The 24,495-nt window shown below is 61.6% G+C and carries 27 protein-coding genes and 1 tRNA gene; 24 read left to right on the top strand and 4 right to left on the bottom strand.

Annotated elements, in window-relative coordinates:
* The first annotated feature begins 23 nt into the window (after positions 1 to 23).
* The 14 genes from V7660_RS10095 to V7660_RS10160 all read left to right on the top strand — a co-directional run bounded on the left by V7660_RS10095 (position 24) and on the right by V7660_RS10160 (position 12,150).
* Positions 24 to 893: a type II secretion system protein N gene (locus tag V7660_RS10095; protein ID WP_335602916.1), complete on the top strand. Its 870-nt coding sequence runs from the start codon at positions 24 to 26 to the stop codon at positions 891 to 893.
* Between the two features lie 2 nt (positions 894 to 895).
* Positions 896 to 2,848, top strand: coding sequence for a type II secretion system secretin GspD (gspD, locus tag V7660_RS10100; RefSeq protein WP_335602917.1), 1,953 nt, complete (start codon positions 896 to 898; stop codon positions 2,846 to 2,848).
* Positions 2,845 to 4,335: a GspE/PulE family protein gene (locus tag V7660_RS10105; RefSeq protein ID WP_335602918.1), complete on the top strand. Its 1,491-nt coding sequence runs from the start codon at positions 2,845 to 2,847 to the stop codon at positions 4,333 to 4,335. The genes gspD and V7660_RS10105 overlap by 4 nt, the downstream gene beginning before the upstream one ends.
* Complete coding sequence (gspF, locus tag V7660_RS10110; protein WP_335602919.1) at positions 4,335 to 5,543, top strand: type II secretion system inner membrane protein GspF; 1,209 nt, start codon at positions 4,335 to 4,337, stop codon at positions 5,541 to 5,543. Before V7660_RS10105 ends, gspF begins: the two co-directional genes overlap by 1 nt.
* 9 nt (positions 5,544 to 5,552) lie before the next feature.
* A complete protein-coding gene (gspG, locus tag V7660_RS10115) occupies positions 5,553 to 6,011 on the top strand; it encodes a type II secretion system major pseudopilin GspG (protein WP_335602920.1) in 459 nt (152 codons plus the stop codon).
* Complete coding sequence (locus V7660_RS10120) at positions 6,011 to 6,484, top strand: PulJ/GspJ family protein (RefSeq protein WP_335602921.1); 474 nt, start codon at positions 6,011 to 6,013, stop codon at positions 6,482 to 6,484. Before gspG ends, V7660_RS10120 begins: the two co-directional genes overlap by 1 nt.
* Before the next feature lies 1 nt (position 6,485).
* Positions 6,486 to 6,863 (top strand): type II secretion system minor pseudopilin GspI, encoded by a 378-nt coding sequence (gene gspI, locus V7660_RS10125; RefSeq protein ID WP_206990823.1) that lies wholly within the window; start codon positions 6,486 to 6,488, stop codon positions 6,861 to 6,863.
* Positions 6,860 to 7,456, top strand: a complete 597-nt coding sequence (gspJ, locus tag V7660_RS10130; protein WP_335602922.1) for a type II secretion system minor pseudopilin GspJ — start codon at positions 6,860 to 6,862, stop codon at positions 7,454 to 7,456. The genes gspI and gspJ overlap by 4 nt, the downstream gene beginning before the upstream one ends.
* Positions 7,453 to 8,439, top strand: a complete 987-nt coding sequence (gene gspK, locus V7660_RS10135) for a type II secretion system minor pseudopilin GspK (protein WP_335602923.1) — start codon at positions 7,453 to 7,455, stop codon at positions 8,437 to 8,439. Before gspJ ends, gspK begins: the two co-directional genes overlap by 4 nt.
* The gene (gene gspL / locus V7660_RS10140) at positions 8,439 to 9,545 is read left to right on the top strand and encodes a type II secretion system protein GspL (protein WP_335602924.1); all 1,107 of its coding nucleotides are present in this window, start codon (positions 8,439 to 8,441) and stop codon (positions 9,543 to 9,545) included. Before gspK ends, gspL begins: the two co-directional genes overlap by 1 nt.
* Complete coding sequence (gspM, locus tag V7660_RS10145; protein ID WP_335602925.1) at positions 9,542 to 10,018, top strand: type II secretion system protein GspM; 477 nt, start codon at positions 9,542 to 9,544, stop codon at positions 10,016 to 10,018. The genes gspL and gspM overlap by 4 nt, the downstream gene beginning before the upstream one ends.
* The gene (gspN, locus tag V7660_RS10150; RefSeq protein WP_335602926.1) at positions 10,015 to 10,761 is read left to right on the top strand and encodes a type II secretion system protein N; all 747 of its coding nucleotides are present in this window, start codon (positions 10,015 to 10,017) and stop codon (positions 10,759 to 10,761) included. The genes gspM and gspN overlap by 4 nt, the downstream gene beginning before the upstream one ends.
* Positions 10,758 to 11,228 (top strand): hypothetical protein, encoded by a 471-nt coding sequence (locus V7660_RS10155; protein ID WP_335602927.1) that lies wholly within the window; start codon positions 10,758 to 10,760, stop codon positions 11,226 to 11,228. Before gspN ends, V7660_RS10155 begins: the two co-directional genes overlap by 4 nt.
* A 127-nt stretch (positions 11,229 to 11,355) precedes the next feature.
* The gene (locus tag V7660_RS10160) at positions 11,356 to 12,150 is read left to right on the top strand and encodes a CAP domain-containing protein (protein ID WP_335602928.1); all 795 of its coding nucleotides are present in this window, start codon (positions 11,356 to 11,358) and stop codon (positions 12,148 to 12,150) included.
* Positions 12,151 to 12,209: 59 nt separating this feature from the next.
* Here the strand turns inward: V7660_RS10160 and V7660_RS10165 are convergent.
* Positions 12,210 to 12,283: transfer RNA gene (locus tag V7660_RS10165), tRNA-Gly, on the bottom strand.
* Between the two features lie 69 nt (positions 12,284 to 12,352).
* A complete protein-coding gene (locus V7660_RS10170) occupies positions 12,353 to 13,888 on the bottom strand; it encodes an alpha-N-arabinofuranosidase (RefSeq protein WP_335602929.1) in 1,536 nt (511 codons plus the stop codon).
* Positions 13,889 to 14,024: 136 nt separating this feature from the next.
* Here V7660_RS10170 and crcB point away from each other — a divergent pair, with 136 nt between their 5' ends.
* From crcB to V7660_RS10190, 4 genes are read left to right on the top strand one after another with little or no spacing between them, the layout of a single operon-like run.
* Entirely contained in the window at positions 14,025 to 14,408 is a 384-nt protein-coding gene (gene crcB / locus V7660_RS10175) for a fluoride efflux transporter CrcB (protein WP_335602930.1), read from the top strand.
* A complete protein-coding gene (locus V7660_RS10180) occupies positions 14,405 to 15,451 on the top strand; it encodes an RluA family pseudouridine synthase (RefSeq protein WP_335602931.1) in 1,047 nt (348 codons plus the stop codon). The genes crcB and V7660_RS10180 overlap by 4 nt, the downstream gene beginning before the upstream one ends.
* Positions 15,451 to 16,125, top strand: a complete 675-nt coding sequence (locus tag V7660_RS10185) for an HAD-IA family hydrolase (RefSeq protein ID WP_335602932.1) — start codon at positions 15,451 to 15,453, stop codon at positions 16,123 to 16,125. Before V7660_RS10180 ends, V7660_RS10185 begins: the two co-directional genes overlap by 1 nt.
* A 46-nt stretch (positions 16,126 to 16,171) precedes the next feature.
* Positions 16,172 to 16,900, top strand: coding sequence for an ATP12 family chaperone protein (locus V7660_RS10190; protein ID WP_335602933.1), 729 nt, complete (start codon positions 16,172 to 16,174; stop codon positions 16,898 to 16,900).
* Positions 16,901 to 16,931: 31 nt separating this feature from the next.
* On the opposite strand, the gene V7660_RS10195 is transcribed toward V7660_RS10190, so the two are convergent.
* A complete protein-coding gene (locus V7660_RS10195) occupies positions 16,932 to 17,681 on the bottom strand; it encodes a polysaccharide deacetylase family protein (protein ID WP_335602934.1) in 750 nt (249 codons plus the stop codon).
* 202 nt (positions 17,682 to 17,883) lie between these two features.
* Here V7660_RS10195 and V7660_RS10200 point away from each other — a divergent pair, with 202 nt between their 5' ends.
* The 3 genes from V7660_RS10200 (at position 17,884) to V7660_RS10210 (ending at position 20,856) form a co-directional block, all read left to right on the top strand.
* Positions 17,884 to 19,416, top strand: coding sequence for an acyl-CoA carboxylase subunit beta (locus V7660_RS10200; protein ID WP_335602935.1), 1,533 nt, complete (start codon positions 17,884 to 17,886; stop codon positions 19,414 to 19,416).
* 92 nt (positions 19,417 to 19,508) lie between these two features.
* Positions 19,509 to 20,330, top strand: a complete 822-nt coding sequence (locus V7660_RS10205; RefSeq protein WP_335602936.1) for a hypothetical protein — start codon at positions 19,509 to 19,511, stop codon at positions 20,328 to 20,330.
* Between the two features lie 127 nt (positions 20,331 to 20,457).
* The gene (locus V7660_RS10210) at positions 20,458 to 20,856 is read left to right on the top strand and encodes a VOC family protein (protein ID WP_335602937.1); all 399 of its coding nucleotides are present in this window, start codon (positions 20,458 to 20,460) and stop codon (positions 20,854 to 20,856) included.
* 72 nt (positions 20,857 to 20,928) lie between these two features.
* Here V7660_RS10210 and V7660_RS10215 read toward each other — a convergent pair whose 3' ends face one another.
* On the bottom strand, positions 20,929 to 21,057 hold the full coding sequence (locus V7660_RS10215) for a hypothetical protein (RefSeq protein ID WP_335602938.1): 129 nt from the start codon (positions 21,055 to 21,057) through the stop codon (positions 20,929 to 20,931).
* 559 nt (positions 21,058 to 21,616) lie between these two features.
* Between V7660_RS10215 and V7660_RS10220 the strand changes: the two genes are divergently transcribed.
* The 3 genes from V7660_RS10220 (at position 21,617) to V7660_RS10230 (ending at position 24,453) form a co-directional block, all read left to right on the top strand.
* Complete coding sequence (locus V7660_RS10220; RefSeq protein WP_335602939.1) at positions 21,617 to 22,015, top strand: hypothetical protein; 399 nt, start codon at positions 21,617 to 21,619, stop codon at positions 22,013 to 22,015.
* A 156-nt stretch (positions 22,016 to 22,171) separates the two neighbouring features.
* Positions 22,172 to 23,296 carry a histidine kinase dimerization/phosphoacceptor domain -containing protein gene (locus V7660_RS10225; RefSeq protein WP_335602940.1) on the top strand — a complete coding sequence of 375 codons (1,125 nt, stop codon included), beginning with the start codon at positions 22,172 to 22,174 and terminating at the stop codon, positions 23,294 to 23,296.
* A gap of 380 nt (positions 23,297 to 23,676) precedes the next feature.
* Entirely contained in the window at positions 23,677 to 24,453 is a 777-nt protein-coding gene (locus V7660_RS10230) for a PhyR family response regulator anti-anti-sigma factor (protein WP_335602941.1), read from the top strand.
* Positions 24,454 to 24,495: the final 42 nt, after the last annotated feature.

Below are 24,495 nucleotides of genomic sequence, written 5' to 3' on the forward strand. Positions count from 1 at the left end.
GGGGAAACCCTCTTTCGAGGGGCATGCTATTGACTGAACGGCTTGAATCTCTTGCGGTTTTTGCTCGGCGTAGCGTCGGGCCTGCCTTGCGCGTGATTGAGGTCGTCTTGGTCGTGGGCATAGGCTTGGCGGTGGCAAAGCTCATTTGGCTGGCGGCTGAGCCGGGCGGGGCGGTCTCTCCGGACATCCCGGTCCGCGCTGTCGCGCAAAAACCGCAAGGTATTACTGCCAGCATTTCCGTGGATACGTCGCGGCTCCTCCATGAAAATCCGTTCGGCGCGGCCTCCGCCCTCGTAACAGATATCCCGGATGCGCCTGAAACCAGCCTGAATCTCAAGCTGCGGGGCGTGCGGGCCTCCTCCGAAGAGGATGGCGGCATCGCTTTGATCACTACGCCTGACAACCGGACCGCCGCCTATTCACCCGGCGAGCCAATCCTCGAAGGTGTCACGCTGCAGCGTATTTATGGGGACCGGGTCACGCTCCGGAAGGGCGGCCAGACGGAGGCGTTGATGATGGAAGGCGGCGCTGGTCTGCTATCGGTCCTGACCACGCCCGGCCAGCCTGACCCCGAGAGCAACAATTCTTCCTCGGGCTCTACCAGCGCCCGGATCGCCCGTGCCGACCTGATGTCGAGCATCACGATTGATCCTGTTCATCGGGGCCAGGAATTCGTCGGGTACCGTATCGGCTCCCGGGGGGATGCTGACATGATGACCCGCGCGGGTCTGCAGACCGGCGATATTATCGTGGGTCTGGACGGCGCAGACATCAATGACGTTCCTCCGGCAGAGCTTGCCCGGAAATTCTCCGATCCAAATCCCGTTCGCCTGAAGATCGACCGGGACGGAAAGACAATTGACCATACCCTCGCGCCCGAGGAGGCCCGATAGACATGAATTTGAAAACCCTCTTGTCCGCTACGGCGATCCTCGCAGCGTCTCCGTCGGCCTTTGCCCTGGCCAATGAGACACCGGCGGATACGGCGCGGCACATCCTGAATTTCGAGGATGTCGAACTGTCCGCCCTGATCGCGGACGTGTCGACGGTGACGGGCTACACGTTTGTCGTGCATCCGGAAGCGCGCACCAAGCGGATCACGGTCTCCTCCACCACGCCCCTGACACGCCAGCAGGTGTTCGATGTGTTCCTGTCCTCCTTGCGCGTACACGGATTTACAGCGGTCCCGGCCGGCAAGGCGACGTATCGCATTGTCCCGGAGCAAAGCGCTGTGGGCGAGGCGGGCATGGGGGCATACGGATCGAACGCCTTCACGACCGAAATCTTCAGCCTCCAGCACCTGAACGCCCTCGAGGCTGCGAAGATGCTCAAGCCGGTGATCGACGAGCAGGGTCAGGTGATAGCCAATGCCCAGTCGAACACGTTGGTCGTTGTGGATTATGCCTCCAACATTCCGCGCTTGCGCAGCATGGTCGACAAGATTGATGCCGACCCTTCGGTGACGGAAACCATCCAGCTGGCCAACACCTCCGCCACGGAAGTCGCGAATATCCTGACCTCGCTGAACACCAATGCCGGCGAAGACGCCTACAAATCCAATTTCAGGGCCATAGCGTCCGAGGCGGGCAACGCGCTGATCCTACGCGGCGATCCGGCAGCCGTTGAGCGCGCCAAACTCGTGACGGCGGATCTGGATGGCCGTGACCGTCTTCAGGACACGATCCGGGTCGTCCCGCTGAATAATGCGGATGCGGCCGATGTGGTGCCGATCCTGCAGCAGGTGGCCTTTGCCATCGACAAGCGCCGCGGACTCGCGGATGCGAATGAGGCGACCACGATTGCCCATCATGATTCCACCAACTCGCTGGTCATCAGCGCAGCGCCGGAAACCCTGCTCAGTCTGGAGCGGGTCATTGGTGACCTTGACCGCCGGCGCGCTCAGGTACTGGTGGAGGCCATTATCGTCGAAATGACGGACGACACGGCGCGCCAGCTTGGCCTGCAATTCCTGCTCTCGGGCACGGGCAGCAATTCGGTTCCCTTCGCCACGACAAACTTCTCGGCCTCGGCCCCGAACCTGCTGACGCTGGCAGGTGCGATCAGCACGGATACGCCGTTTGCGGATGGGGAGGACAGTTCGGTAAATGATGCGCTGACAACGGCCGCATTGAATTCCCTGCTGGGCTTGACAGGGCTGACCGTCGGGGTGGGCGGCCAGGACGGAGATACCCTGTTCGGTGCAGTCCTGACGGCGGTCGAAGCGGATACAAATTCCCGCATCTTGTCCAAGCCGTTCAACATGACGCTGGACAATGGAACTTCATCGCTTCTGGTTGGCCAGAACGTGCCAGTGACAACTGGACAGGTTCTCGGGGATGACAATACAAACGCGTTCACGACGGTTGACCGGCAAGACGTGGGCGTGGGCCTGACCGTGACCCCTCGGATATCCAATGATGGTACAATCCGAATGCAGATCGAACAGGAAGTATCCAATATCGCCGGGGCCATTACCGCAGGTGTAACGGACGTTGTGTTCAACACACGTAAGATCAACACCAGCGTCATTGCAGATGATGGCGAGATCATCGTGTTAGGTGGTCTGATTGAACAGACCGAAGCCTTCTCCAATGAAAAAGTGCCGCTGCTCGGGGATATTCCCGTTGCAGGGCGCCTGTTCCGCACCGAGGGCAAATCGCTAGGCCGGACGAACCTGATGGTCTTCATTCGCCCGACCATCATTCGGGATCGGGCAGGGGCTGCTGCAGCGACGTCTCGCTCATATAATTACATTCGCGCCGAAGAGCTCTGGGACGGGGAGGGGAATGACACGTCCTCCATCGACAATTTCATCACAGAAGTGCTAGGAAGCCCGCCGCCGCAATGACGCCGACCGATTTCGCCCCGACGCAATTCACATATGCCTTCGCCAAGGAGAAGGGACTGGTCGTCCTGCCCGGACGGGACCAGCTGACCGTGGCCGTCCGTCAGGGCGCCGATCCGCTGGCACTTGTGGAGGCACGTCGCGCGCTCGGCAGCGTGTTTGCCTTGGAGTCGCTGGACAAGGACTCCTATGATCGGTTGCTGGCCGAGGCCTTTGCGTCTGGCCCGATGGCGGATGATGACGTCGATGCCGCCGTGGAGAGCCGGGGCGGTCTGGAGAGCCTGATCGACGATATCCCGAAAGCTGCCGACTTACTCGACGGGCAGGATGACGCGCCGGTGATCCGCTTGATCAACGGCCTGATCCACGAAGCCATCAAGCGGCGCGCGTCCGACATCCATATCGACCCGTTCGAAAACCATCTCTCGATCCGCTACCGGATCGATGGCGACCTCGTGGAAGTGCTAACCCCGCCACGGAAGCTCGCCGCGCCCATCTTGTCTCGGATCAAGGTCATGGCGCGGCTCGACATTGCCGAAAAACGCCTCCCGCAGGATGGCCGCATTTCGCTCTCTGTGGGCGGACGGTCCATTGATGTGCGTGTGGCAACGCTGCCCACCCGGTATGGGGAGCGGGTTGTGTTGCGTCTGCTCGACACAAAGAACGCGCTGGTCGGCCTGCCGGAACTCGGCATGGATGCTGACACGCTGGAACGTTTCTCCGACGCGCTGGCCCAGCCGAATGGCGTGATCCTTGTCACCGGACCGGTCGGCTCGGGCAAGACGACGACGCTCTATGCGTCGCTCTCGCGCCTCAACAATGGCCGCGACAATATTATGACCCTGGAAGACCCGGTCGAATACGGCCTGCCGGGCATCAGCCAGACCCAGATGGATCACAAGGTCGGCCTGACCTTCGCGGCGACGCTCCGTTCCATTCTTCGCCAGGATCCGAATGTTGTCATGGTCGGCGAGATCCGCGATTCCGAAACGGCGGAAGTCGCGTTTGAATTCGCCTCCACGGGCCGTCTCGCTTTGTCCACACTCCACACGAACAGCGCTGCCGGGGCAATCACACGTCTGCGCGACATGGGCGTCGAGGCCTACCTGCTCGCGTCCACGCTGCGCGCGGTGATGGCACAGCGCCTCGTCCGGCGCCTCTGCCCGAATTGCAAGACGGAGCGTCCGGCCACCGCGGTGGAACTCGACGCCCTCGGCTTTGGCGCAGGCGAGACCGTCATGGTGGGCGAGCCGAATGGCTGTTTCTCGTGTGGCAATACCGGCTTTGATGGCCGGATCGGTATCTATGAACTTCTGGTCGTGGACAGCAATATCCGCGACCTGCTCGGGTCCGAGGCCAGCGAGCACCGGATCGACGAAGCCGCCTTTGCCGGCCATGACCGGCTGATCGACAATGCGCGGCGCTATGTCGTCTCGCAAGAAACCAGTCCCGCTGAAGTGCTCCGCGTCAGCCGCAAGGGAGGTGGGTGATGCCGGCATTTGAGTATGTCGCCGTCGATGATCATGGCAGGCGCCAGAAAGGGATCATTTCTGCCGAAAGCCCGCGTTCTGCGCGCCGCGAATTGCGCCTGCGAGATCTCATGGCACTCGACGTCATTCCCGTCAGCGAGCAATCCGCCCGAGCAAGCCGGATCGGCGGCCGGATCGGCGAAAAGCAGTGCGTCCTTCTGGTGCGGCAATTATCCGTGCTCCTGCAATCGGGCCTTCCGGTAGAGCAGGCCCTTGCCGCCGCCGCCGAGGATGCGGCGACGCCCCAGACCCAACGTGTGCTTCACGCGATCAAGACCGAAGTGACCGAAGGCGCCCGCCTCGCGGATGCCATGGCGGTGGCGCCGAAGGCCTTTCCGCCCCTGGTGCGGTCGGTCGTTTCCGCTGGTGAATTGTCCGGCCGGCTGGGCGATGTGATGGAACGCCTCGCGACATATCTGGAGCGCAGTCACCAATTGCGCCAGAAGGTTCAGGCGGCGCTGATCTATCCCGCGGTTCTGGGCATCATGGCCGTCGGCATGATCATCGCCATGATGTTGTTTGTCGTGCCGCGCCTGGTCGAGCAATTCGACCTGTTTGATGCAGACTTGCCGCTGATCACCCGCATCGTGATCAGCCTGTCCGAGACCCTGCAGTCGCATGGCATCCTGATCGCTCTGGCGCTCGCGACCCTGGTCTTTGCCATGGTCCGCGCCTTCAGGGTTCCCGCGGTGCGCCGCGCAATTGATCGCTACAGCCTGAACCTGCCTATTGTCGGCCCGCTGAACCGGACCGTCTGCGCGGGTCGTTTTGCGCGCGTTTTCGCGACGCTCTCTGGTTCTGGCGCGACCATTCTTGAGGCATTGAGCGGGGCCAAGGGCGCTTCGGGCAATCTCGTCTTCAGCGAAGCCGCAGAGCAGATTGCCGAACGTGTGCGCGAAGGGGGCTCCTTTGCCGGCGCCCTGAAGGCCACAGGTGTCTTCCCGCCGATGATGGTTCACATGGTCTCCAGCGGCGAGGCCGGTCGGGACATTCCGGGCATGATGACCCGCGCGGCGGATTTCCTCGACAATGAATTCGAAACGGGATCGTCAACGCTCCTGTCCCTGCTGGAGCCACTGATCATTGTTGTGCTCGGCGGGCTGGTTGGCCTGATCGTCCTGTCGGTTATGTTGCCGATCCTGCAACTCAATACTCTCGCTATCGGATAGGAGGCAGTCATGCACTTAGTCACGCCCCGCACCGCTGAGGAAAAGCGCTGCAAGACGGCGGGTTTCTCGCTCGTGGAACTCATGGTGGTGGTTTTCATCATGGGCTTGCTGGCCACGCTGATCGTCATCAATGTCGCCCCGGCGACCGACCAGTCCCGCATCGGCAAGGCCCATTCCGACATTGCGGCACTCGAAAGCGCGCTCGATATGTATAATCTCGACATGTACGGCTATCCGTCCGGCGAACAGGGCCTGGCCGCGCTGAGTACGGCGCCCACCGGCGCACAGGCCGCGCAATACCGCCCCGGAGGCTATATCAAACGCATGCGGACTGATCCCTGGGGCAATGAATACGAATACGCTTATCCCGGCACCCGGTCGGGCAGCGCCTATGACGTCTTCTCAACCGGTCCGGATGGACAGGCCGGGACGGACGACGATATCGGGAACTGGGATCCCGCCATCTGATGACGCCAATCCTGTCCTCTCAATCCGGCATGTCTTTGGTTGAGGTTCTGGTTGCGCTCTTCATCCTGGCGCTGGCCAGCGCCGCGATCGTCATGACACTGCCCCGCCAGCCGTCCCGGCTTGATCGGGAAGTGGCACGGCTGGAACTGGCCATTGACCGTCTGGCAGACGAGGCCATTGCCTCCGGCGAAGTGCGCGCCATCCGCCTGGGGGAGGATGAATATGGAGCCGAGGCCTGGCGCGGCAGTCGGTGGGTCGCGCTGCCCCGATCGGCGCACACATTGCCACCCCCTCTGACGATCTCTGTCTCAACGACACGCCGGGGGCTTCAGGAAAGTAATCTGAAGGATTGGCCGGACATCGTGGCCGATGCGACCGGCATCGTGTCAGCTCGGCCGCTGACCCTTACCGAGGGTACGGACCGGCGTGTGCTGACAGTGTCTTCGTCCGGCATGGTCGAGGTGGAGCGCTGACATGACATCTCCGCGTTCACAGCAAGGCTTCACGCTGGTCGAAGTGCTGGTCGCGCTGGGCGTCTTCAGCATCGCTGCCATGTCGCTGGCGCATCTCGGGAACGAAACCCTTGTTGGCGCGCGCCATGTGGATCAGCGTTTCCTTGCCACCGTCGAAGCTGACAATCTGATGGCCGAGGCGCTCGTCCGCCCCGGTGCCATTCCGCCGGGTGTGAACACCGGTGAAAGCACGCAGCGCGGCCGCAGGCTGACCTGGATGCGCACGATCAGTGCCACCGGAAGGGAAGGCCTGTTTTCCGTGTCCGTCACAATAGGCGATGCCGAAACGGGCCAGCAACTCGTGAACCGCCAGACCCTGATGCGGGTGCCTACATCATGAGCAAATCGGCCGGGTTCACCTTGATCGAAATGCTGGTCGCGCTCGCCGTGACCTCACTGCTCATGGTGGCAGGGTCGACCCTGTTGATCCAGACCTTGCGGTCCGGCCAGATGGTGGAGGCCCGCACAGAGATGGTTCGCGATCAGGACGCGGCCCATAGCCTGCTGCGGGATGACCTCGCCAATGCCACCTTGCGCCTGACCCAGCCGCCCAATGGGCTCGACGCCCCCAAGGCCTTCAGCGGCGGATTCTCCACGCTGGAGCCCTTGCTGGCGTTCATCCGGGCCGGCTGGATCAATCCCGGTCATGTCGAGCCGCGGGGCGACCTGCAACGGGTGGAATACTTTTTGATTGACGGAAACCTTGTTCGCCGGGCATGGCTGCGCCCCGATCCGGTCTACAACACTCCCTATGCAGATCGCGTGATTGCCGAGGAACTCGACAGTGTCGGCCTGCGCTTCCTGACCGGCACCAGCTGGCAACTGGACTGGCCGGGCCAGTCAGACACGCTGCCGGATCTGGTCGAGCTGACCTTCGTGTTCGGAGAAGGCGACGAGCTGCGCCAGCTCTTTCTTGTGGGGGGTGCAGGATGAAACGCCGGCACCCTTCCGATCACGAACGCGGCGCAACGCTGCTCAGCGTGTTGCTCATCATCGTCCTGATGTCGACGGCGGCGCTCGCGGCCACCGATGCGCTGGCGCGGTCCGTCAGCGTCTCGCGGGTCTCGGCCAGCCGGGCCGACAGCTTCTGGGCGACGCGCGGGGCCTTGTCTGTGGGTGAGACAATCGTGAATGAAGTCCTGGCGAAGACGGACGGGGCCTTGACGACCGACTCCCTGTTGTTCCGTGAGCCAATTGTGTTTACGTATTCGCGCGGGACGATTTCAGTCCGGTTTTACGAGGCCACGAATTGCCTGAATCTGAATGCCCTTTCGCTGGGGGACGATGAAGCCTCTGCCGGGAGCGTGTCCCCGGACCAACTCCACCGCATGCTTGAGGGCGCGGGCCTGTTCAACAGTGAGGCGCAGCATCTGGTGGATGCGCTGTCAGACTGGATGGACGCGGATACCAGTCCCCGCGCCTCCGGCGCCGAGGATGGCGCGTATCGAGGCCGGGCAATCCCCCATCGGACACCGGGACAGAGGCTCATCTCTATCAGCGACCTGCGCGCAATCGACGGCTTCACCCCGGATGTAATGAACGAGATTTCGAGCCTGGTTTGCGTCCGTTCAAGATCGGATGATGCCCCGCTGAACATCAACACGCTGACAGCGGATCAGGCGCCGCTGCTGGCAGCGCGCTTTTCCGATGAATTGTCCACAAGCGAAGCCGAACAGCTGATCCTGTCGCGCCCGGAAGGCGGTTGGCTGAATGTGGGTGAATTCCTCCTGTCGCGGGATGTGGCCAGTATCGCGCCGGCACTGCGCCAGGATAGTGCTCTGTCGATACGCTCCGCCCAGATTGGGGCTGCCATTTCGATTGCCTCCGACACGGGCACTATTCGCATCGATGCGACCTACGGGCGTGGCACCGATGGCATTTATGTCCTACAGGGCTCAAACAGGAGATCTGGCTGATGCGCCCGAGACTTTACACGGAAATCCCGAAGGACGGCGGCAACTGGCGGTTTGTGCGAAGCGGTCCGTCCGGGCTTGAGCCTGTACCGGAGGGCGCTGGCATTCCGTCTGGCGCGGATGTTGTCGTCTTCGTTCCCGGAACCGATGTGACGGCGCACCGGGTGCGTGCGGCGGCCCGGCGGCCGGTAGAGCTGACGCGCCTTGCGACGTTTGCGATCGAGGATGATCTCGCCGTGCCGGTCGAGTCCGTTCATGTCGCCGTATCTGCGGATCAGGACGATGCGGGGTTCCGGATGGTCTATGCCGTGTCGCACACAATCATGCAGCATTGGCTGGACCAGCTTGAGGCGGCCGGCCTCGGATCGGCCCGGATTGTGCCGGATCTGTCCCTGTTGCCGCCAACCGAACAGGTCGATTTCGGTCGCTACCAATTGTTGACCGTCGAGGGACGTCCCGTTGCGTTCGACAATGGCTGGCCGAGTGATGTCATGTCGGCGCTCCTGAAGGGCACGGAGGCGAACGCCGCGCCCCGCCGCGCAGAGTCCCTGACCGAACTCGCGCTCTGGGCTGAGGCGGCGCCGCGCCTGACCGATCTCCGGCAAGGCACATATGCCCGCGCGTCGGAAACCGGCCTTTCCCTGAAACAGTTTCGCTTGCCCGCGGCGCTTGCCGCCACCCTGTTTGTGGCATGGGGCGCGCAGACGGCACTTTCGGTGCACACGATGAAGAATCTGACGGCGACGCTGGATGCGGAAGCCCGCGCTCAGTATACCGCCGCTTTCCCGGGCCAGCCGGTGCCGCCCAATCCTGCCGCCGCCTTGCGCTCGCGCACCGGGGCAGCGACCAGCGTCGCCGCGCCCAGCTTCCAGCAGACCAGTGCGGCGCTATACGGGGCGGTGGAGAGTGTCAGCGGAGCGAATTTGGTCAGCTTGCGCTATGACCGCGCCATCGGTGAGCTTCGCGCCACGCTGACATATCCGGCCTTTGGAGCAGATCTGGATCTGAAGACGGCGGTTGAGGCCACCGGCCTGCAGGTCAGTTTGGGCGATACGCGCCTTGAGGATGGACGGGTCGTGGGCGATCTGTCGATTGGAGGCCGCCCATGATGGGATACTGGAACAGCCGCACCGGACGAGAGCAGGCATTGATCGGCGTGGCGCTCTTGCTCGTGATTGTCGCGCTGCTGCAATTTGCGATCGTGCGGCCCCTGATGGCTGCAAAGGCGGACTCGAAATTGGCTCTCGAAGCCGCCAGCCGGCAGCTCGACGTGGTCTCGGCGGAGATCACATCGCAATCGGCGCGCGTGGTCGGTGCCAATGGCCCCCGCGCCTCCAGTCAGAATTTGCGGTCGGACCTGTTGCAGCTGGCCAATGCGAGAGGCCTGTCCGTCTCGCGGTTGCAGACCGCGGATGACGGCCGACTGATCCTGCAGTTTGAGCGGACGGTGCCAACGCTGGTCTATGCCTGGCTGGCCGATGCGGATTTGCGCTATGGCGCCGTGCCCGAGCGCGTGACCATGTTCGCCGAGGAGGCCGGCTATGTACGGGCAAGTTTTGAGTTCGCGGGAGGCGGGTCATGATGCGGACAGGATTTTTCTTTGTTGCTCTCTTCGTCATCACGTTGATTGGCGGCCTGATCGCTTTCGCGCCCTTGTCCTTTGCCTTGCGCCAGTCCGGTATCGCGGATCGCGGCGTCAGCTGGCAGCAGGCGCGTGGGTCGGTTTGGCATGGTCAGGTCACCGGCCTGTCATGGCGCGGCGCGCCGCTCGGCGCGGTCAATCTCGATTCCGATCTTCTGCGTCTCGTGACAGGCGGCCCGTCGCATGACGTGTCGTGGAGCGGACCGTTCGGCCAGGGCCGGGGCAGGATCAAGGCATCCGGATCGTCTGTTCTGGCGAAAGAGGTGTCCCTGAATATTCCGCTGACGGAGCAGGTCGGCGCCGATCCTGTTATTGCGCAGCTCGGCAGCAGCCTCCGACTCTCGAATGGCTCTGTGAAACTGTCTGGCGATCAGTGCGAGGCGGCGGCGGGCATTGTGACGAGCGATGTGGCCCGTCTTGCCGCGGCGTCGTTTGGCCGGGACTGGCCTGTCCTGAGCGGTCCGCTGACCTGCACGGACACCCAGCTGACCGCACACCTCACGGGGGATGCGGGGGACGGCACACGCCTTGTCCTCAAGGCCGTGGCCCAAGACGGGTTTGAACTGGAGCTGACCAATTTTGATGATGAATTGCGCGCTGCCTTGCTGGCGGCGGGGTTTACAGACCGGAATGGCGCCCTGATCTACACGCGGTCCGTGAACAGAATGGAGACAAGACCATGAGGCAGGTATTAGCGATTGTCGCGGGGGCGCTGCTGTTGGCGGCATGTGCGAGTGGCGACAAGAAGCGGCCGGTTCCGCCAGCGCCGGAAGTTCCGGAGGCAGGCAATCTGCCGGCGCAGGATCTTGCGGATGGCGAGTGCGCGCTGTTCCTGTGGACCCAGGGCGCGCCGCGACGCTTCATCTACTTCTCCAAGGCAGGTAGTCAGACGGCCGAAACCATGCTGTCTGAAACCCAGCAGACCATGGCACTGGTCCGTCAGGGCGGCACCTTGTTCGGACAATTCATGACCGAAATGGACTACACGACCATCGAGGGCGAGACGATGTCCCTGCGAATCACGCCGGGTGAGATGGTGGAGGGTGGGCAAAAAATCTCAGCTGGCCGTATCAAGCTACTGAATGATGGAGGTTGGGAGACCGTTATCCCCGTGGCGGGTTTGCGGGCGTGCCAGCCGGATGCTGAGTGATTGCAAGGCCTTCGGGCAGGACGATCCTGAGTGGGATACATATAAGATACGCAAACGTGTCATTACTTGACGTAAATCTGTCACACATCGTATTGTGACACTTATGTTACAGAAGCAATACAGATATATGTCAATCTCCGCTCTGGCGCTTGCGGCGCTGGGACTGACTGCGAATGCCCAACAGGCATGTGACCTGTCGGATGGTCTCGGCCTGCAGCCTGCTGCATTCCAGACTGAAACCGAAGCCTGTTTTGAAGGCCTCAATGGCGTCACGCCGGATACGTTCATGCAAACGGAGCTGAGGCGCTTCACCGAAGCCGCGCGTACCAGCGCAGGCAAGGACAGACTGGAAAACCTGCCTACCCTCAAAAAAGCGGCCATGATCCATGCCTATGACATGGCGGTCCGTGGGTATGTTGCGCATGACGACCTTGAGGGACGCAGCCATCTGGACCGCGTTCGCCTGTTGGATCGTAGCCACCTGATGGGGGCATTTGGTGCCAACATGGCGATCGTCGATGACTCTGCCACGGCGGCAGAAGCGTATGATGCGCTGATGGCTGACTCGGCGAACAGAGCTAACCTGACGCGAGAGGAATTCGACCATACTGGTGTGGCGGCTGTGCGCGCCAATGGCCGGATCTATTTGGTCCAGCTGTTCTCCCGTGTTGAGGGGAAGCTGCAGGCCCCGGTGCCGACCCAGATGAATGGCAAGACTGATCTCAAGGCCGTCTTTGCGGAATCCCGCGCAGAGCCGCTTGGCTGGTCGGTTGTCTCTACGTCCGGCAATGTGCTCGCTCAGGGCATCGGCAATAGCGTGCCGGCCAGCGAGTTGAAGGGCCAGTCCGGTTATTTGACCATCGACATGGCACTCGGCAAGGACCGCTATACCCTCAAGGGCCCCGCGGTCTCACTGTTCTAGGCTGCGCACTCTCTCCAGATACGAAGAAAGCCGGTCCCCTCGGGGGCCGGCTTTTCCTTTGGAGCGGGTGAAGGGAATCGAACCCTCGTCGTCAGCTTGGGAAGCTGCTGCTCTACCATTGAGCTACACCCGCGACCGCACATGTATCTGAGCCGGAAACGGCCGCCGCGCAAGAGGGGCCAGCGGCGATTTCAACCGGGCCCTAGTCAAGCGTCACCACCACGACGGAGCGCGCCGGAATGGAGAGGACAAGATCATCCGCAGTGCCGTCCACGATATAGGGAGCCGGCTGAACCCGGTCCGGCGCGTCGAACGTGTTGTGGGAATCCATCTCCTCCCCCTGCAGGATACGGCCGGTGGCCTTGCTGGCGCCGAAAGCGCTCGCATCGACCAGATGGTCGTCATGGGCAGATGCATTCACCAGGGCCAGCACGATGCGGCCGTCCTCCGTCCGCGCGGCGCTGGCGCTGATGGCCGGCACCGTAACATTCTCAAACACATAGTCCGGTGACTGAAGATTCATTTCAAGCGCTTCGGCGCCCATGAAGGGCTGGTACATGTCGAACACATGATAAGTGGGCGTCAGCACCATGTCCGGCCCGTCGGTCAGGATCATCGCCTGCAGGACGTTCACCATCTGGGCGATGTTTGTCATCTTCACGACATCGGCATGCGTATGGAACAGGTTGAGGTTCAGACCGGCGACGATGGCGTCACGAATGCTGCCCTGCTGGTAAAGCGCGGGCGGATCGGTCGCCTCATCCTGGTCAACCCACATGCCCCACTCATCCACGTACAGGCCGAACGCGTCAACGGGCAGATCGTGTTTCTTGAGGATGGCCTTCTGCTCCTCGATCACCTCTGCCATGCGCAGGGTGCGCTTCATCGTCGAAGCCCATTCCGCCTCCGGGAAGCCGGTCGCGGCGCCCTTCTTGCCCCAGTCGCCTGTGGGCAGGGTGTAGACATGCAGAGAGATGCCTTCGGCCAGATCGGCGATATAGGGGTGCTCCAGGATTGTGTCGGCATATTCCGGGTTCGCGTCATGTGCGCCGGAAATGATGCGCACCGGCTGGTCGCCGGCCGTCTTCGCAAAGCTCGCAAATTGCGCATAGAGATCGGCATAAGCGCCCGCCGTGATGGCCCCGCCGCAGCCCCAGGTCTCGTTTCCGATGGACAGGTAGTCGACCGTCCAGGGCGTATTGCGGCCGTTTGCGCGGCGCTCTTCGGCGCGGTCGCCCATTTCGGCCGTGATATATTCCAGCCAGTCAGCGCCTTCCTTGGCTGTTCCCGTGCCGAGGTTCAGATTGAGATAGGTCTTCGCGCCCAGACGTTCGGCGAAATCGAAGAATTCATGCGTTCCGAATTCATTGCTTTCCGGCGTGCCGCCCCAGACCATGTTGACCCGTGCCGGCCGGTCAGCCTGAGGGCCGATGCCATCGCGCCAATGATAGAGATCGGCGAAACACCCGCCCGGCCAGCGCACGACCGGCACGTTCAGCGCCTTCAGGGCGTCGAAGACATCATCGCGAATGCCATCGGTGTTGGGGATGTCGCTGCCGGGGCCCACCCAGATCCCGCCATAGGGCTGGGTGCCGACATGTTCGAGGAACTGGCCATAGATTTCCGGCGCGATTGTGTGGGTCGGGGCGTCGATATCCACATCAAGTGTGGCCTGGGCGGCGGCTGATCCCATGCAGAACAAAAGGCCGGCAAGGCTCGCGGCGATACGGTTTTTCATGATTGGCTTCCTACGATATTCTTTATTTTAGCGCTAACATTCGGCGGGTCCGGGGCCCTTAGTCAAGCTGCAATCGTTTCCGCGCCAGAGTCATGCGGCACTGGCTAAGCGGGCCGGTTGAAGATAGAAGGCCGCCATGAACGGATTTCTCGCAGTTGCAGCAGGCGGCGCCATTGGCGCGTCGCTCCGGCATGGGGTCGGCCTGATGGCCGTGCGCCACCTGCCGTCTGGCTGGCCGCATGGCACATTTGCGGTCAATTTGCTGGGCAGCCTGTTGATGGGCTTGCTGGTCGGTTGGCTGGCGCTCAAGGCCGAAGGGCTGCACCAGACGACCCGGTTGTTCCTGGCAACGGGTGTACTCGGCGGCTTCACCACCTTCTCGGCCTTCTCGCTGGAAGTGGCGGAATTCCTGCGCAAGGGCGAAACCCTGAAAGCAGGCACCTATGCGGGGCTCTCATTGGTACTGGGCGTGATCGCGCTGTTCATAGGACTTTGGATTGCCCGGAAGGTATTCGCATGAGCGGCCAGATTGTCACTGAAACGGTTTCCGACAAGGAATCCGGCACCCGGCTTGATCGCTGGGTCAAGCGCCGCGTGCCGGTCACGCAGGGCCAGATCGAGAAGATGCTCCGCACGGGGCAGATCCGCGTTGATGGCTCGCGGGCCAAGGCCAATACGCGCCTTGAGACCGGCCAGCAGGTGCGCCTGCCGATCATGGACGCCGACGCAACCCGTCCGGCCCAGAAAAAGGCCGAGCGCGTCTCCGAGGAAGATCGCCAATTCATCCGCGCCCTCATCCTGTATGAAGATGACGAGATGATCGCCATCAACAAGCCGGCCGGCATCGCCGTGCAGGGCGGATCAGGGCAGGGCCGCCATATTGACGGCATGCTGGCCGCGCTCGGCGACGGAGAGCATCGCCCGGTCCTCGTCCACCGGCTCGACAAGGATACGAGCGGCGTACTGCTGCTGGCCAAATATCCGAAGGCCGCCGCGCAGCTGTCGGAGAAGTTCCGCAGCCGCGACATGAGCAAGGTCTATTGGGCCATCACCGTCGGCGTGCCGAACCCGCCCTTTGGCCAGATCCGTTGCTGGATGGTGAAGGGGATCGAAGACGAGAACGAGGAAGACGGCTACCGCGTCATCCATCCGAAGGCCCGTGGCCGCCGCGACGCGGACCGCGAACGCATGTTCCGCTCCGCGCAGGGCGTCGAGGGCGCACGTCATTCGATCACGGATTATGCGGTGATCTCGACGGCCGGTCAGAAGGCCGCCTGGGTGGCGCTGAAGCCGGAAACCGGCCGCATGCACCAGCTGCGCTTCCACATGCTGGAAATGAACACATCCATCCTCGGCGACTTCAAATACCAGAGCCGCCGGGAAGTGCCGCAGGGCCTCGCGCCCGGAATGCATCTTCATGCGCGCGCGCTTATCATTCCGCGTCAGAACGGCAAGCCGATCAAGATCGTCGCGCCGCTGCCGCCCCACATGAAACAGACATTTGAATCCCTCGGCTTTCTAGAGCAGGAGGCGGGCAAGGACCCGCTGGCACCGTTTATCTGATGTCGGGATTGAAGCTTGCCATATGGGACGTGGACGGAACACTCGTCGACAGTCGTGAGTCGATCCATGAAATCATGGTGGAGACCTTCCGGATGTCTGCCCTGACGCCGCCGGAATATGATGCGACACGCCGGATTGTCGGGCTCAGCCTGCATGAGGCTTGCGGCCAGCTTGCGCCGGAGGCGAATGCCGCCGAGATCGACCGGCTGGTCAACGATTACCGGGACTGCTGGGTTCGTGCCCGCGCCCGTCCGGACTTCACTCAGCCGCTCTATGATGGGGCACTGGAAACGCTGGAAATGCTCCGCTCCGAAGGCTGGCTGATCGCCATGGCGACCGGCAAGACCCATAAGGGCATCCGCAGCCTGTTCGACGCGCACGCTCTCGAGTCTTTCTTCGACACGGTCTGGTGCGCCGATGACGGCCCCGGCAAGCCGCATCCGCACATGGTGGAACAGGCGATGGGCGCACTCGGCTGCGCGCCGCATGAAAGCCTGATGATCGGCGATGCCATCCACGACATTTCCATGGGCCGCGCGGCGGGCGTCTACACTCACGGCGTCAGTTGGGGCTTCGGCGCAGCGCACGAACTTGAAGAAGTCGGCGCCCACGAAATCCACCACGAGTTCGAGACGCTCCGGAAAAGCCTGCTGGCGTTTGAGCCGGCCCTGTAGCACTTCCCCTCTTGGAAACCCGCCTTCATGGGCGTACATGCCCGCCATGACTGACGAGACCGAGACCGAAGAAACCCCGAAGCCGAAACGCTTCTACGAAACCGCCAAGCCGGAGCAGATCCCCGGCGGCTGGACCGTGGAACTGGATGGCCGCTCCATCAAGACGCCAGCGCGCGTCGCCCTGAAGCTGCCGACGGAAAAGCTGGCCAAGGCCATCGCGGCCGAGTGGAACGCGCAGGACGCAGAGATCGACCTGATGTCGATGCATTTGACGCGCCTCGCCAATGTCGCGATCGATCGCACCCCGGAAATCCGCTACGAGATGGCTGACGAACTGGCCCGCTATTGCGAGACCGATCTTGTCTGTCATATCGCCGAGGAGCCTGAGGAACTGGCCGAGCTGGAAGAGGCCCATTGGGCGCCGCTCAGGGCCTGGGCCGGGCAGGCGCTGGACGTCATCCTCGTCCCGGTCGAAGGCATCATCGCCTCGCCCCAGCCGGATGCCTCGCTGGAAGCCGCGCGCAATTATGCCCTCGGACTGGAAGATTTCGCCCTGACGGGCTTGCTCTATGGTTGCGGCCTGTTTGGTTCGGCGATCCTCGCCATGGCCGTGGTCGAGGGAGAACTGACAGCGACCGACGCCTTCGAGGTCGCCCGCATTGATGAGGCCTGGCAGGCCGAGAACTGGGGCGAGGATGAGGAGGCGAAAGCCGCCACGGCCCTGCGCCGCATCGAGGCGAAAGCCCTCGAAACCTGGCTGATCGGTCTCGGCTGATAGCCGCGCCGCCTGCCGCACTACCCCCGGCTCAGTCCTCTGGTATTTCCAGCGCTACGACACGGTATCCATTTTCCTTCAGCGCTTCCAGGACAGCGTGGGTCCTTGCTGCGGAATTCCCTTGCGGGTCATGCAGCAGGATAATACCGCGCCGCTCATGCGCTTCGAGTGCCTCGATTACCAGCTCCGCTGATGCGTTCGGGGTCGTCCCGCTCCAGTCCTTGCTATCGGCAGTTACATCCACATCGATCAGCCCTTCCGCATGGACCGCGTCCAGGAGGTCCGGTGTCGAGGCGACATAGGGAAACCGGAACAGCGGCGTGGACTGCCTGATGGCGGCTTCTGTGGCGGCATGGCCGGCGCGGACATTCGCCATCGCCGCCTCAACTTCCATCTCGGGCAGAAGGGCGTGGTCCATACTGTGGCTTCCCACGGCATGACCTGCGTCGTGTAGAGCCCTCGCCCGCTCCGGATGTGCGCTGGCTTTCTCGCCCAGCAGGAAAAAGGTGGCGCGCGTGCATTCCTTGCCAAGCGCCGTCATCACCTCTTTCGTCCGCCACGGGTGCGGACCGTCATCATAGGTCAGGATGACTTCGTCTGCTTCGAGCAGTTCATGGACCGGCGGTGATTCGCGCGTCAGCTCGATCGTGCGGGACACGCCCAGCATGTCCGGGCTGCACTCGTTCGGCGACGAGGCGACGCATCCGGACATGAGCAGCACGGCCGCCAGCGAAACTGCGCCCTGCAGGGAGCCGAGGGCAGGGTGGATTGTCGGGTTCATTCGGGGGCAAGCTCTTTCCAAGGCGGGCGGGGACCCAGCTGACGGGGCCAGCAAAATGCGCGTCAGACTCCCCGTAACGCAGGGGAAGCTGACGCGATGCGCGGCAAGATACCACCGGATTAGCCCTTGCCAACCAATTCGGTGTGTCTATCAAACAAGCCAGTGAAATTTATGACAGTCTTTTGGCAAGGAGTCCGTGCGCATGCAGGATGTAATCGAAGCGCTTGAGCAGAAACGTGAAGAGGCCCGTCAGGGCGGTGGCGCCGCAAGAATCGAACGCCAGCACGCCAAAGGCAAGCTCAGCGCCCGTGAGCGCATCGAAGTGCTGCTCGATGAAGGCAGCTTCGAGGAATACGACATGTTCGTCGAGCATCAATGCTCCGATTTCGGCATGGATGAACAGAAGATCCCCGGCGACGGCGTCGTCACCGGCCAGGGCACCATCAATGGCCGTCTCGTCTATGTCTTCTCCAAGGATTTCACCGTCTTCGGCGGTTCGCTGTCGAAAACCCATGCCGCCAAGATCGTGAAGGTCCAGAAGGCCGCCGTGATGAATGGCGCGCCAGTTGTAGGCATCTTTGATGCGGGCGGCGCGCGTATCCAGGAAGGCGTCGACAGCCTTGCCGGCTATGCCGACATCTTCATGGAGAATGTCCTCTCCTCCGGCGTGATCCCGCAAATCTCCGTCATCATGGGCCCCTGCGCGGGCGGCGACGTCTATTCGCCGGCCCTGACCGACTTCATCTTCATGGTGAAGGACACGTCCTACATGTATGTGACCGGCCCGGACGTGGTGAAGACCGTCACCAATGAGGAAGTCACCCACGAGACCCTCGGCGGGGCCTCCGTCCATGCGGCGAAGTCCGGCGTGGTCGATGGCGCGTTCGAGAACGACATCGAGGCGCTGGTCCAGATGCGCCGCCTGATTGACTTCCTGCCCGGATCGAACCGCGAGGACCCGCCGGTCCGCACGGTCTATGATTCCGCAGAGCGCGTGGATGACAGCCTCGACACGCTGATCCCGCCAAACCCGAACTCGCCCTACGACATGCGCGAGCTGATCGAGAAAGTGGCCGATGAGGGCGACTTCTTCGAGATCAGCCCGAAATTCGGCGCCAACATCCTCTGCGGGTTCGGCCGTATCGAAGGCGCGACCGTGGGCTTTGTCGCCAACCAGCCGATGACGCTGGCCGGCGTGCTCGACATTGACGCCTCCCGCAAGGCGTCGCGCTTTGTCCGCTTCTGCGACTGTTTCAACATTCCGGTCGTCACCTTCGTGGACGTGCCGGGCTTCATGCCGGGCACCAAGCAGGAATATGGCGGCCTCATCAAGCATGGCGCGAAACTCCTGTTCGCCTATGCCGAGGCCACCGTGCCCAAGGTCACCGTCATCACCCGCAAGGCCTATGGCGGCGCCTATGACGTGATGAGCTCCAAGCATCTGCGCGGCGATGTGAACTATGCCTGGCCGACGGCCGAGATCGCCGTGATGGGCGCCAAGGGCGCGGTCGAGATCATCTTCCGCAAAGACCTTGGTGATGACGAGAAGATTGCCGCGCACACCAAGATGTATGAGGACAATTTCGCGAACCCCTATGTCGCCGCGCGCAAGGGCTATATCGACGACATCATCATGCCGCACTCAACCCGCCGCCGCGTCGCCAAATCCCTCCGGGCTCTGGCCAACAAGCAGCTGGAAAACCCCTGGAAGAAGCACGACAATATTCCGCTTTAGAATGGGGCAATAGCAGGGTCAGTTAAAGCTAGAGCTTAGTAGTGCGCAGATTCGCATAATTTGTGCTATTTGACCTAATTCACAGAGATTGAATGGTCATTGAGATGACGCAGCAAGACGACTGGATTAGGCCAGCCGAGGCAGTCGCTCTACTTGAGCCGATCTTGTCGCAGTATTCTGCGCGCATGAGAATTTGTGAGCGCGCTCATGCCGGACTAATCCGTGCACGCGCGCAGCAATTGCATGAGGCCGATAGGGTGTTTCGTGATGTTCCTGTTCCGAAGAAATTCTGGTGGGCAGAAGGTTACGAGGCGCTTGAGCAGGACTGGGCTGCTGGCGATTTTTCAACTTGGATTGATCGCAGGATCAGAGTTAGGGCGTTCGGGGTCGAATTTGCACGTGGCGATGTTGAGAAACTTTTGCCGCCACGGCATAGCCTCGGTACCAAGGAATTGGGTTTCTCTGAGGAAGACGGAAACATTGTCGCAAAACTGGCTGAACTCGTTCCGTCGGCATCTCTATCGTACAAACAAGCTCTGCAGGACTTGGAAGATACATCAAGGATTTCATTTCGTGGACCGGCGCTCGAATTCCGGGAGGCCCTAAGAGAAATTCTTGATCATCTCGCTCCGGACGACGAGGTAACTGCGGAGGTTGGTTACCAAGTGGATAAGGGAAGAAATGGTCCAACCATGAAACAGAAGGTACGTTTCATTATGAAGCGCAAAGGGATGCGTTCTTCTAGTCCTGCCCCTGAGCAGGCGTTGACTGCATTTGAAGAAGCAGTGGCGAGCCTGACTAGGGCGGTCTACGAGTTATCTTCGAAGGCAACTCATGTCGCAGGCAATCGAGAGAAAGTCATCCAAATACGTCGTTATGTGGTAACCGTTTTTCACGACATTCTGGATATATAAGAGCTCAATCAATCGCCAACGCTATCGGCAGCGTCACAGTCCAGTTAATATCCGCCCTTGATCTCGACTAAACTTGAGCAATTACAAGACAGGCCTCTCACGAATTCCGTGCATGAAAGGCCCGTCCATGATTCTCAATCAGATTACCATTCCCTGCCTCGATTACTCCGCCAGCGTTACTTTTTATGAAGCGCTGGGCATGGTGCGGATCGTAGATGCGCCGCCGCGCTATGCCCGGTTCGAAAGCGCAGATGGCAGCGGCGCGACTCTGTCGCTCCATACGGTCAGTGCGTCTGTGGGCTCAGGCACGGTGATCTATTTCGATCATCCGTCTGCCGACGCGCTGGATGCGCATGTCGAAGCGTTGAAAGCGAAGGGCCTTGTCTTTGACAGCGAGCCCACCAACGAATCCTGGGGCTGGCGCGAAGCGCGGCTGCGCGACCCGGCGGGCAATGAAGTCTGTCTGATGTTCGCGGGCAGCGCCCGCCGCTTCCCGGACTGGCGGGTGGATGGCCGCACCGGCTGAGCCATGCAAGAGCACGAGGGCAGGCGCGAGTATGCGCCCGCCCCTCGCTCATTCAAGCCTGTGGCGGTGGCCTCAGCGCCTCTTCTTCTCGACGCCGAGCATGGAGTCGGCTTTCAGCGTCGGGTTCGACGCATTGGTCTTGGGCTTTTCCGCTTTCGGCTTGCGGATTTCCTTGTTCGATTTCTTCTGACCTTTGGCCATGAGGGTCTCCTTTGGCATTCGTAATTGGGTGCGGCGCAGGAAACCGGGCGCCGGCGATCCGGGCAGGGCAGCGCGCGTGTGCGACGCGGGCTGAACAGTCAGTGGCAGCAGGGGCTCGCCGGACAGGTGCGCCCGGAATGGCGCAGCGGCGTAGGACTCAGATAGGCGCGCATTGGAGCGAATGTAAGGCACCCTGATGTTTGGTGGCACCGGCTGAGCCGGACTCTCTCTTCTTGTCATCCCGGAATTTGCGCAGCAAATATCCGGGACCCAGTGTGGCGCGCTCAAGCCCGCGCGGATGCTTCGACTTCGCTCAGCATGAGCGCTACAGGGGTGCGATGCCTGACGGACTCATCCTGAGCGAAGTCGAAGGATGACGGGTTGTGGCTAAACCCTCACCCGGGTCCCGGATAAATCCTGCGGATTTTCCGGGATGACAAGTTGGTGGCTGACGGAGCGCAATCCTATCCCCCCTCAAACCCGCCTCATCCTGGCGTATCCACTACCGCAAAAATAAACTTGTCCTCCCCCTCTGTGGACGGAGGTATAATGACCGGCGATGGACTGCTCGCTTTTCTCCCCGATTCAGAACCTGCCCTGGTATCTCTACCCGGTCTGGCCGCTGATCTTCTGGCGCATCCAGCGCCTGAAGGCATGGTTCCGGCGCGCGGGCGGGCCGGGCTCACAAATGCTGTGGGGTGTCGACCATCGGGGCCGGGTAAACATCCTGTCCCTGTCGGATGACTTGTCCGGTCGCGCGACGCAGACGAGCCCGTTCACGCCCACGCCCTCCCGCGCCTTGCGCACTGCTCTGGCAGGGGAGTTTCCACACGCCCTTCATATGCCGTCCAACCGGCCCGGGCCGGGGCGTCTCGCCCTGTATGCGAAGGGGCGCGCCGGTTTCATCACTCCCTGCAGGCCAGACGCGGCCCAAGGCCTGCCGCTGCCGGACCCCTGAGCGAAGCAGCTATTTCCGAAATTCACCTCCCCACCAAGCGCCTTCACGGGCGTCGCCTCTGTTGGCGTCACGGCCCCCCTCGTTCCCGGTTCCGGTCATGGAATGGCATTGCGGGTTCTTTTTTTTGTTAAGGTTTGTTTATAGTGGGGGGCATCCATGAACCCTCCAGAGTGGAATATCGCCTGTATGAAAGCCGCCCCGCACCCAGACCAAGCGCTCCGGCTCGAGACCCTTCGTAAATATGATATTCTCGATACGCCCCGGGAAACCGATTTCGACGAGATTGTCGAACTCGCTTCCGCGCTCTGCAATGTGCCGATTTCGGTGGTCAATCTGATCGATGAGGACCGGCAATGGTTCAAGGCCGAGGTCGGCATCGGCGCGCGCGAAACGCCGCTGGCCACGTCGATCTGTTCGCATGTCATTCTCAGCGCCGATTTTGTCGAGATCAACGATACCCACAAGGATCCCCGCACGGCGGACAATGAACTCTGCATGCCGGCCGATGGCCTGCGCTTCTATGCCGGCGCGCTGCTCACGGCGCCCAACGGCCTGCCTATCGGGACGCTGTGTGTGCTGGACACCAAGCCGAACGCGCTGAACGATTTCCAGAAGAAAGCCCTGCGCACCATGGCGCGCCAGGTGATGCGGGAACTCGATTTGCGACTGGCCCTGAAGACCCAGAATATCCTGCGCGACGAGATGGATCACAGGGTGAAGAATTCGCTGCAGTCCGTTGCTTCCCTCGTGCGCGTTTATCAGGGCCGCGTCCGGCGCGGAGCGGATATGACCGACGCCTTCGATGCGATTGGTCGGCGGATCGAGGCAACCGCTGCGCTCCACGAAATGCTGCATGACTCGCCCCTGGACGATGCGGTGATGATGGATGAGTTCCTCAGCCGTATTGCCAGCCTGCTGCAGGATTCCGCGCCGGAGCATGTCAGCATCACCTGTGAGGCGGTCCCGGTGGCCATTTCGACCCTGGTCGCCAGCTCCCTTGCGGTGATCGTGAGCGAGTTTGCGGCCAATTCGATCAAGCACGCCTTTGTAGATGGTGAGGCCGGACAGGTCCTGATTACCGGCGCCGTGCAGGAAGACGGCGCCCTGAAAGTCGTCTGCGAGGATAATGGCGGCGCGCCTGTCCAGTCCGTCCCTGACGAGACCTCCGTGGCCGGTCTGGGCAAGCGCATCATGAAGGCGTCAGCCAGCCAGATCGGGGCGACCCTGGAAAATGGGCCCGGCCCGAATGGCTACCGGATGGAATTGATCCGGCCGGCCTGAGCCGATGGGCGCAGGAATAGCAGTTCCAGCTGCAAAAACCTGCCCCAGCGGCAGTCCGGGCCGGATATCAGGAGGCGCTTTCTGTTGTATCTGCAGCAGGTTGGCGCGGAAATAGTGGCGCCATTTGCGCACCAACACGCGATTATCATGGAAATGTCATGCACCAATGCAGACGATTGTACGGCCCTGTATTCTGCTGTGATTACTACACAAGCGGAGAAAAACTGCGGATAATTCCCCTGAGGGGGGAAGTTTTTCGCGTGGCTGCCGGATATTGTCCTTAAGGTTTGGTTATGCATTTGTGCCGAACACGAAGGGGCCGGTGAGTTGGCCATCGCGTGGCCGAAACAAATGAATTTTTATAAGGGGGCAAGAGCGAAATGCTCTCGGACTTGATATCTTCTGAGCTACCTTATCTGCGTCGCTATGCGCGGGGATTGATGGGTGAGCAGCAAAACGGCGATGAAGCCGTGGAAGACATGATCGAGTCGCTCATCTTCAGAATTTCTGTTGCCCCGGACCTGAAATTCCAGAAAGCGGATTTGTTTGCCGAACTCGACAAATCGATCCGCAAGCGCGTGTCGACGCTGACGGACGAGACCGGGATCGCAAAAATCCTGAATGCCATGACCACACTCCAGCGACGGTCGCTGTTATTGACGGTCGTCGAAGGCTTCTCTGTTCAGGAGTCTGCCCGGATATTGTCGGTGGGCGTCCCGGACGTTGAAGAAATGCTGCGCACCGCGGAATCAGCCATCGCCAATGAGGTCAGCACGTCGGTCCTGATCATCGAGGATGAATCGATGATTTCCTACCAGCTCTCCCAGATCGTGACGGAAGCCGGACACAAGGTGGTCGGCGTCGCGACAACCCAGACCGAAGCGGTCCAGTTGGCTGCAGAAAGCGAATTCGGCCTGATCCTCTCAGATTTGCGTCTGGCGGACGGGTCGGTCGGAATTGATGCGGTGAAGGAAATCTTCAGCAAGATGAGCCGGGAAGTGCCGGTCATTTACATCACCGCCTATCCGGAAATGCTGCTCCAGGGTCAGGATGACGAGCCCTCCTATTTGATCCCCAAACCCTTCGAGCCGCTGCATGTGCGCACGGTTGTCGACCAAGCCATCCTGTCGGCCTTTTTGGGGCAGGAAGCGGCCTGATCTGCGGATCCGCAAACCAGGCCGCCTGTTGGAGCTGGCCTG

This window comes from Hyphomonas sp., from assembly GCF_036964145.1.
Lineage (GTDB): Bacteria > Pseudomonadota > Alphaproteobacteria > Caulobacterales > Hyphomonadaceae > Hyphomonas.

Coding starts and splice junctions, on each gene's coding strand:
- V7660_RS10225 (WP_335602940.1), top strand. CDS start 22,172: ATGAACCCTCCAGAGTGGAATATCGCCTGTATGAAAGCCGCCCCGCAC.
- gspK (WP_335602923.1), top strand. CDS start 7,453: ATGAAACGCCGGCACCCTTCCGATCACGAACGCGGCGCAACGCTGCTC.
- gspI (WP_206990823.1), top strand. CDS start 6,486: ATGACATCTCCGCGTTCACAGCAAGGCTTCACGCTGGTCGAAGTGCTG.
- gspJ (WP_335602922.1), top strand. CDS start 6,860: ATGAGCAAATCGGCCGGGTTCACCTTGATCGAAATGCTGGTCGCGCTC.
- V7660_RS10205 (WP_335602936.1), top strand. CDS start 19,509: ATGGTCATTGAGATGACGCAGCAAGACGACTGGATTAGGCCAGCCGAG.
- V7660_RS10220 (WP_335602939.1), top strand. CDS start 21,617: ATGGACTGCTCGCTTTTCTCCCCGATTCAGAACCTGCCCTGGTATCTC.
- V7660_RS10215 (WP_335602938.1), bottom strand. CDS start 21,057: ATGGCCAAAGGTCAGAAGAAATCGAACAAGGAAATCCGCAAGCCGAAA.
- gspG (WP_335602920.1), top strand. CDS start 5,553: ATGCACTTAGTCACGCCCCGCACCGCTGAGGAAAAGCGCTGCAAGACG.
- gspD (WP_335602917.1), top strand. CDS start 896: ATGAATTTGAAAACCCTCTTGTCCGCTACGGCGATCCTCGCAGCGTCT.
- V7660_RS10155 (WP_335602927.1), top strand. CDS start 10,758: ATGAGGCAGGTATTAGCGATTGTCGCGGGGGCGCTGCTGTTGGCGGCA.
- gspN (WP_335602926.1), top strand. CDS start 10,015: ATGATGCGGACAGGATTTTTCTTTGTTGCTCTCTTCGTCATCACGTTG.
- crcB (WP_335602930.1), top strand. CDS start 14,025: ATGAACGGATTTCTCGCAGTTGCAGCAGGCGGCGCCATTGGCGCGTCG.
- gspF (WP_335602919.1), top strand. CDS start 4,335: ATGCCGGCATTTGAGTATGTCGCCGTCGATGATCATGGCAGGCGCCAG.
- V7660_RS10105 (WP_335602918.1), top strand. CDS start 2,845: ATGACGCCGACCGATTTCGCCCCGACGCAATTCACATATGCCTTCGCC.
- V7660_RS10170 (WP_335602929.1), bottom strand. CDS start 13,888: ATGAAAAACCGTATCGCCGCGAGCCTTGCCGGCCTTTTGTTCTGCATG.
- gspL (WP_335602924.1), top strand. CDS start 8,439: ATGCGCCCGAGACTTTACACGGAAATCCCGAAGGACGGCGGCAACTGG.
- V7660_RS10200 (WP_335602935.1), top strand. CDS start 17,884: ATGCAGGATGTAATCGAAGCGCTTGAGCAGAAACGTGAAGAGGCCCGT.
- V7660_RS10160 (WP_335602928.1), top strand. CDS start 11,356: ATGTCAATCTCCGCTCTGGCGCTTGCGGCGCTGGGACTGACTGCGAAT.
- V7660_RS10230 (WP_335602941.1), top strand. CDS start 23,677: ATGCTCTCGGACTTGATATCTTCTGAGCTACCTTATCTGCGTCGCTAT.
- V7660_RS10190 (WP_335602933.1), top strand. CDS start 16,172: ATGACTGACGAGACCGAGACCGAAGAAACCCCGAAGCCGAAACGCTTC.
- V7660_RS10195 (WP_335602934.1), bottom strand. CDS start 17,681: ATGAACCCGACAATCCACCCTGCCCTCGGCTCCCTGCAGGGCGCAGTT.
- V7660_RS10180 (WP_335602931.1), top strand. CDS start 14,405: ATGAGCGGCCAGATTGTCACTGAAACGGTTTCCGACAAGGAATCCGGC.
- V7660_RS10210 (WP_335602937.1), top strand. CDS start 20,458: ATGATTCTCAATCAGATTACCATTCCCTGCCTCGATTACTCCGCCAGC.
- V7660_RS10120 (WP_335602921.1), top strand. CDS start 6,011: ATGACGCCAATCCTGTCCTCTCAATCCGGCATGTCTTTGGTTGAGGTT.
- V7660_RS10095 (WP_335602916.1), top strand. CDS start 24: ATGCTATTGACTGAACGGCTTGAATCTCTTGCGGTTTTTGCTCGGCGT.
- V7660_RS10185 (WP_335602932.1), top strand. CDS start 15,451: ATGTCGGGATTGAAGCTTGCCATATGGGACGTGGACGGAACACTCGTC.
- gspM (WP_335602925.1), top strand. CDS start 9,542: ATGATGGGATACTGGAACAGCCGCACCGGACGAGAGCAGGCATTGATC.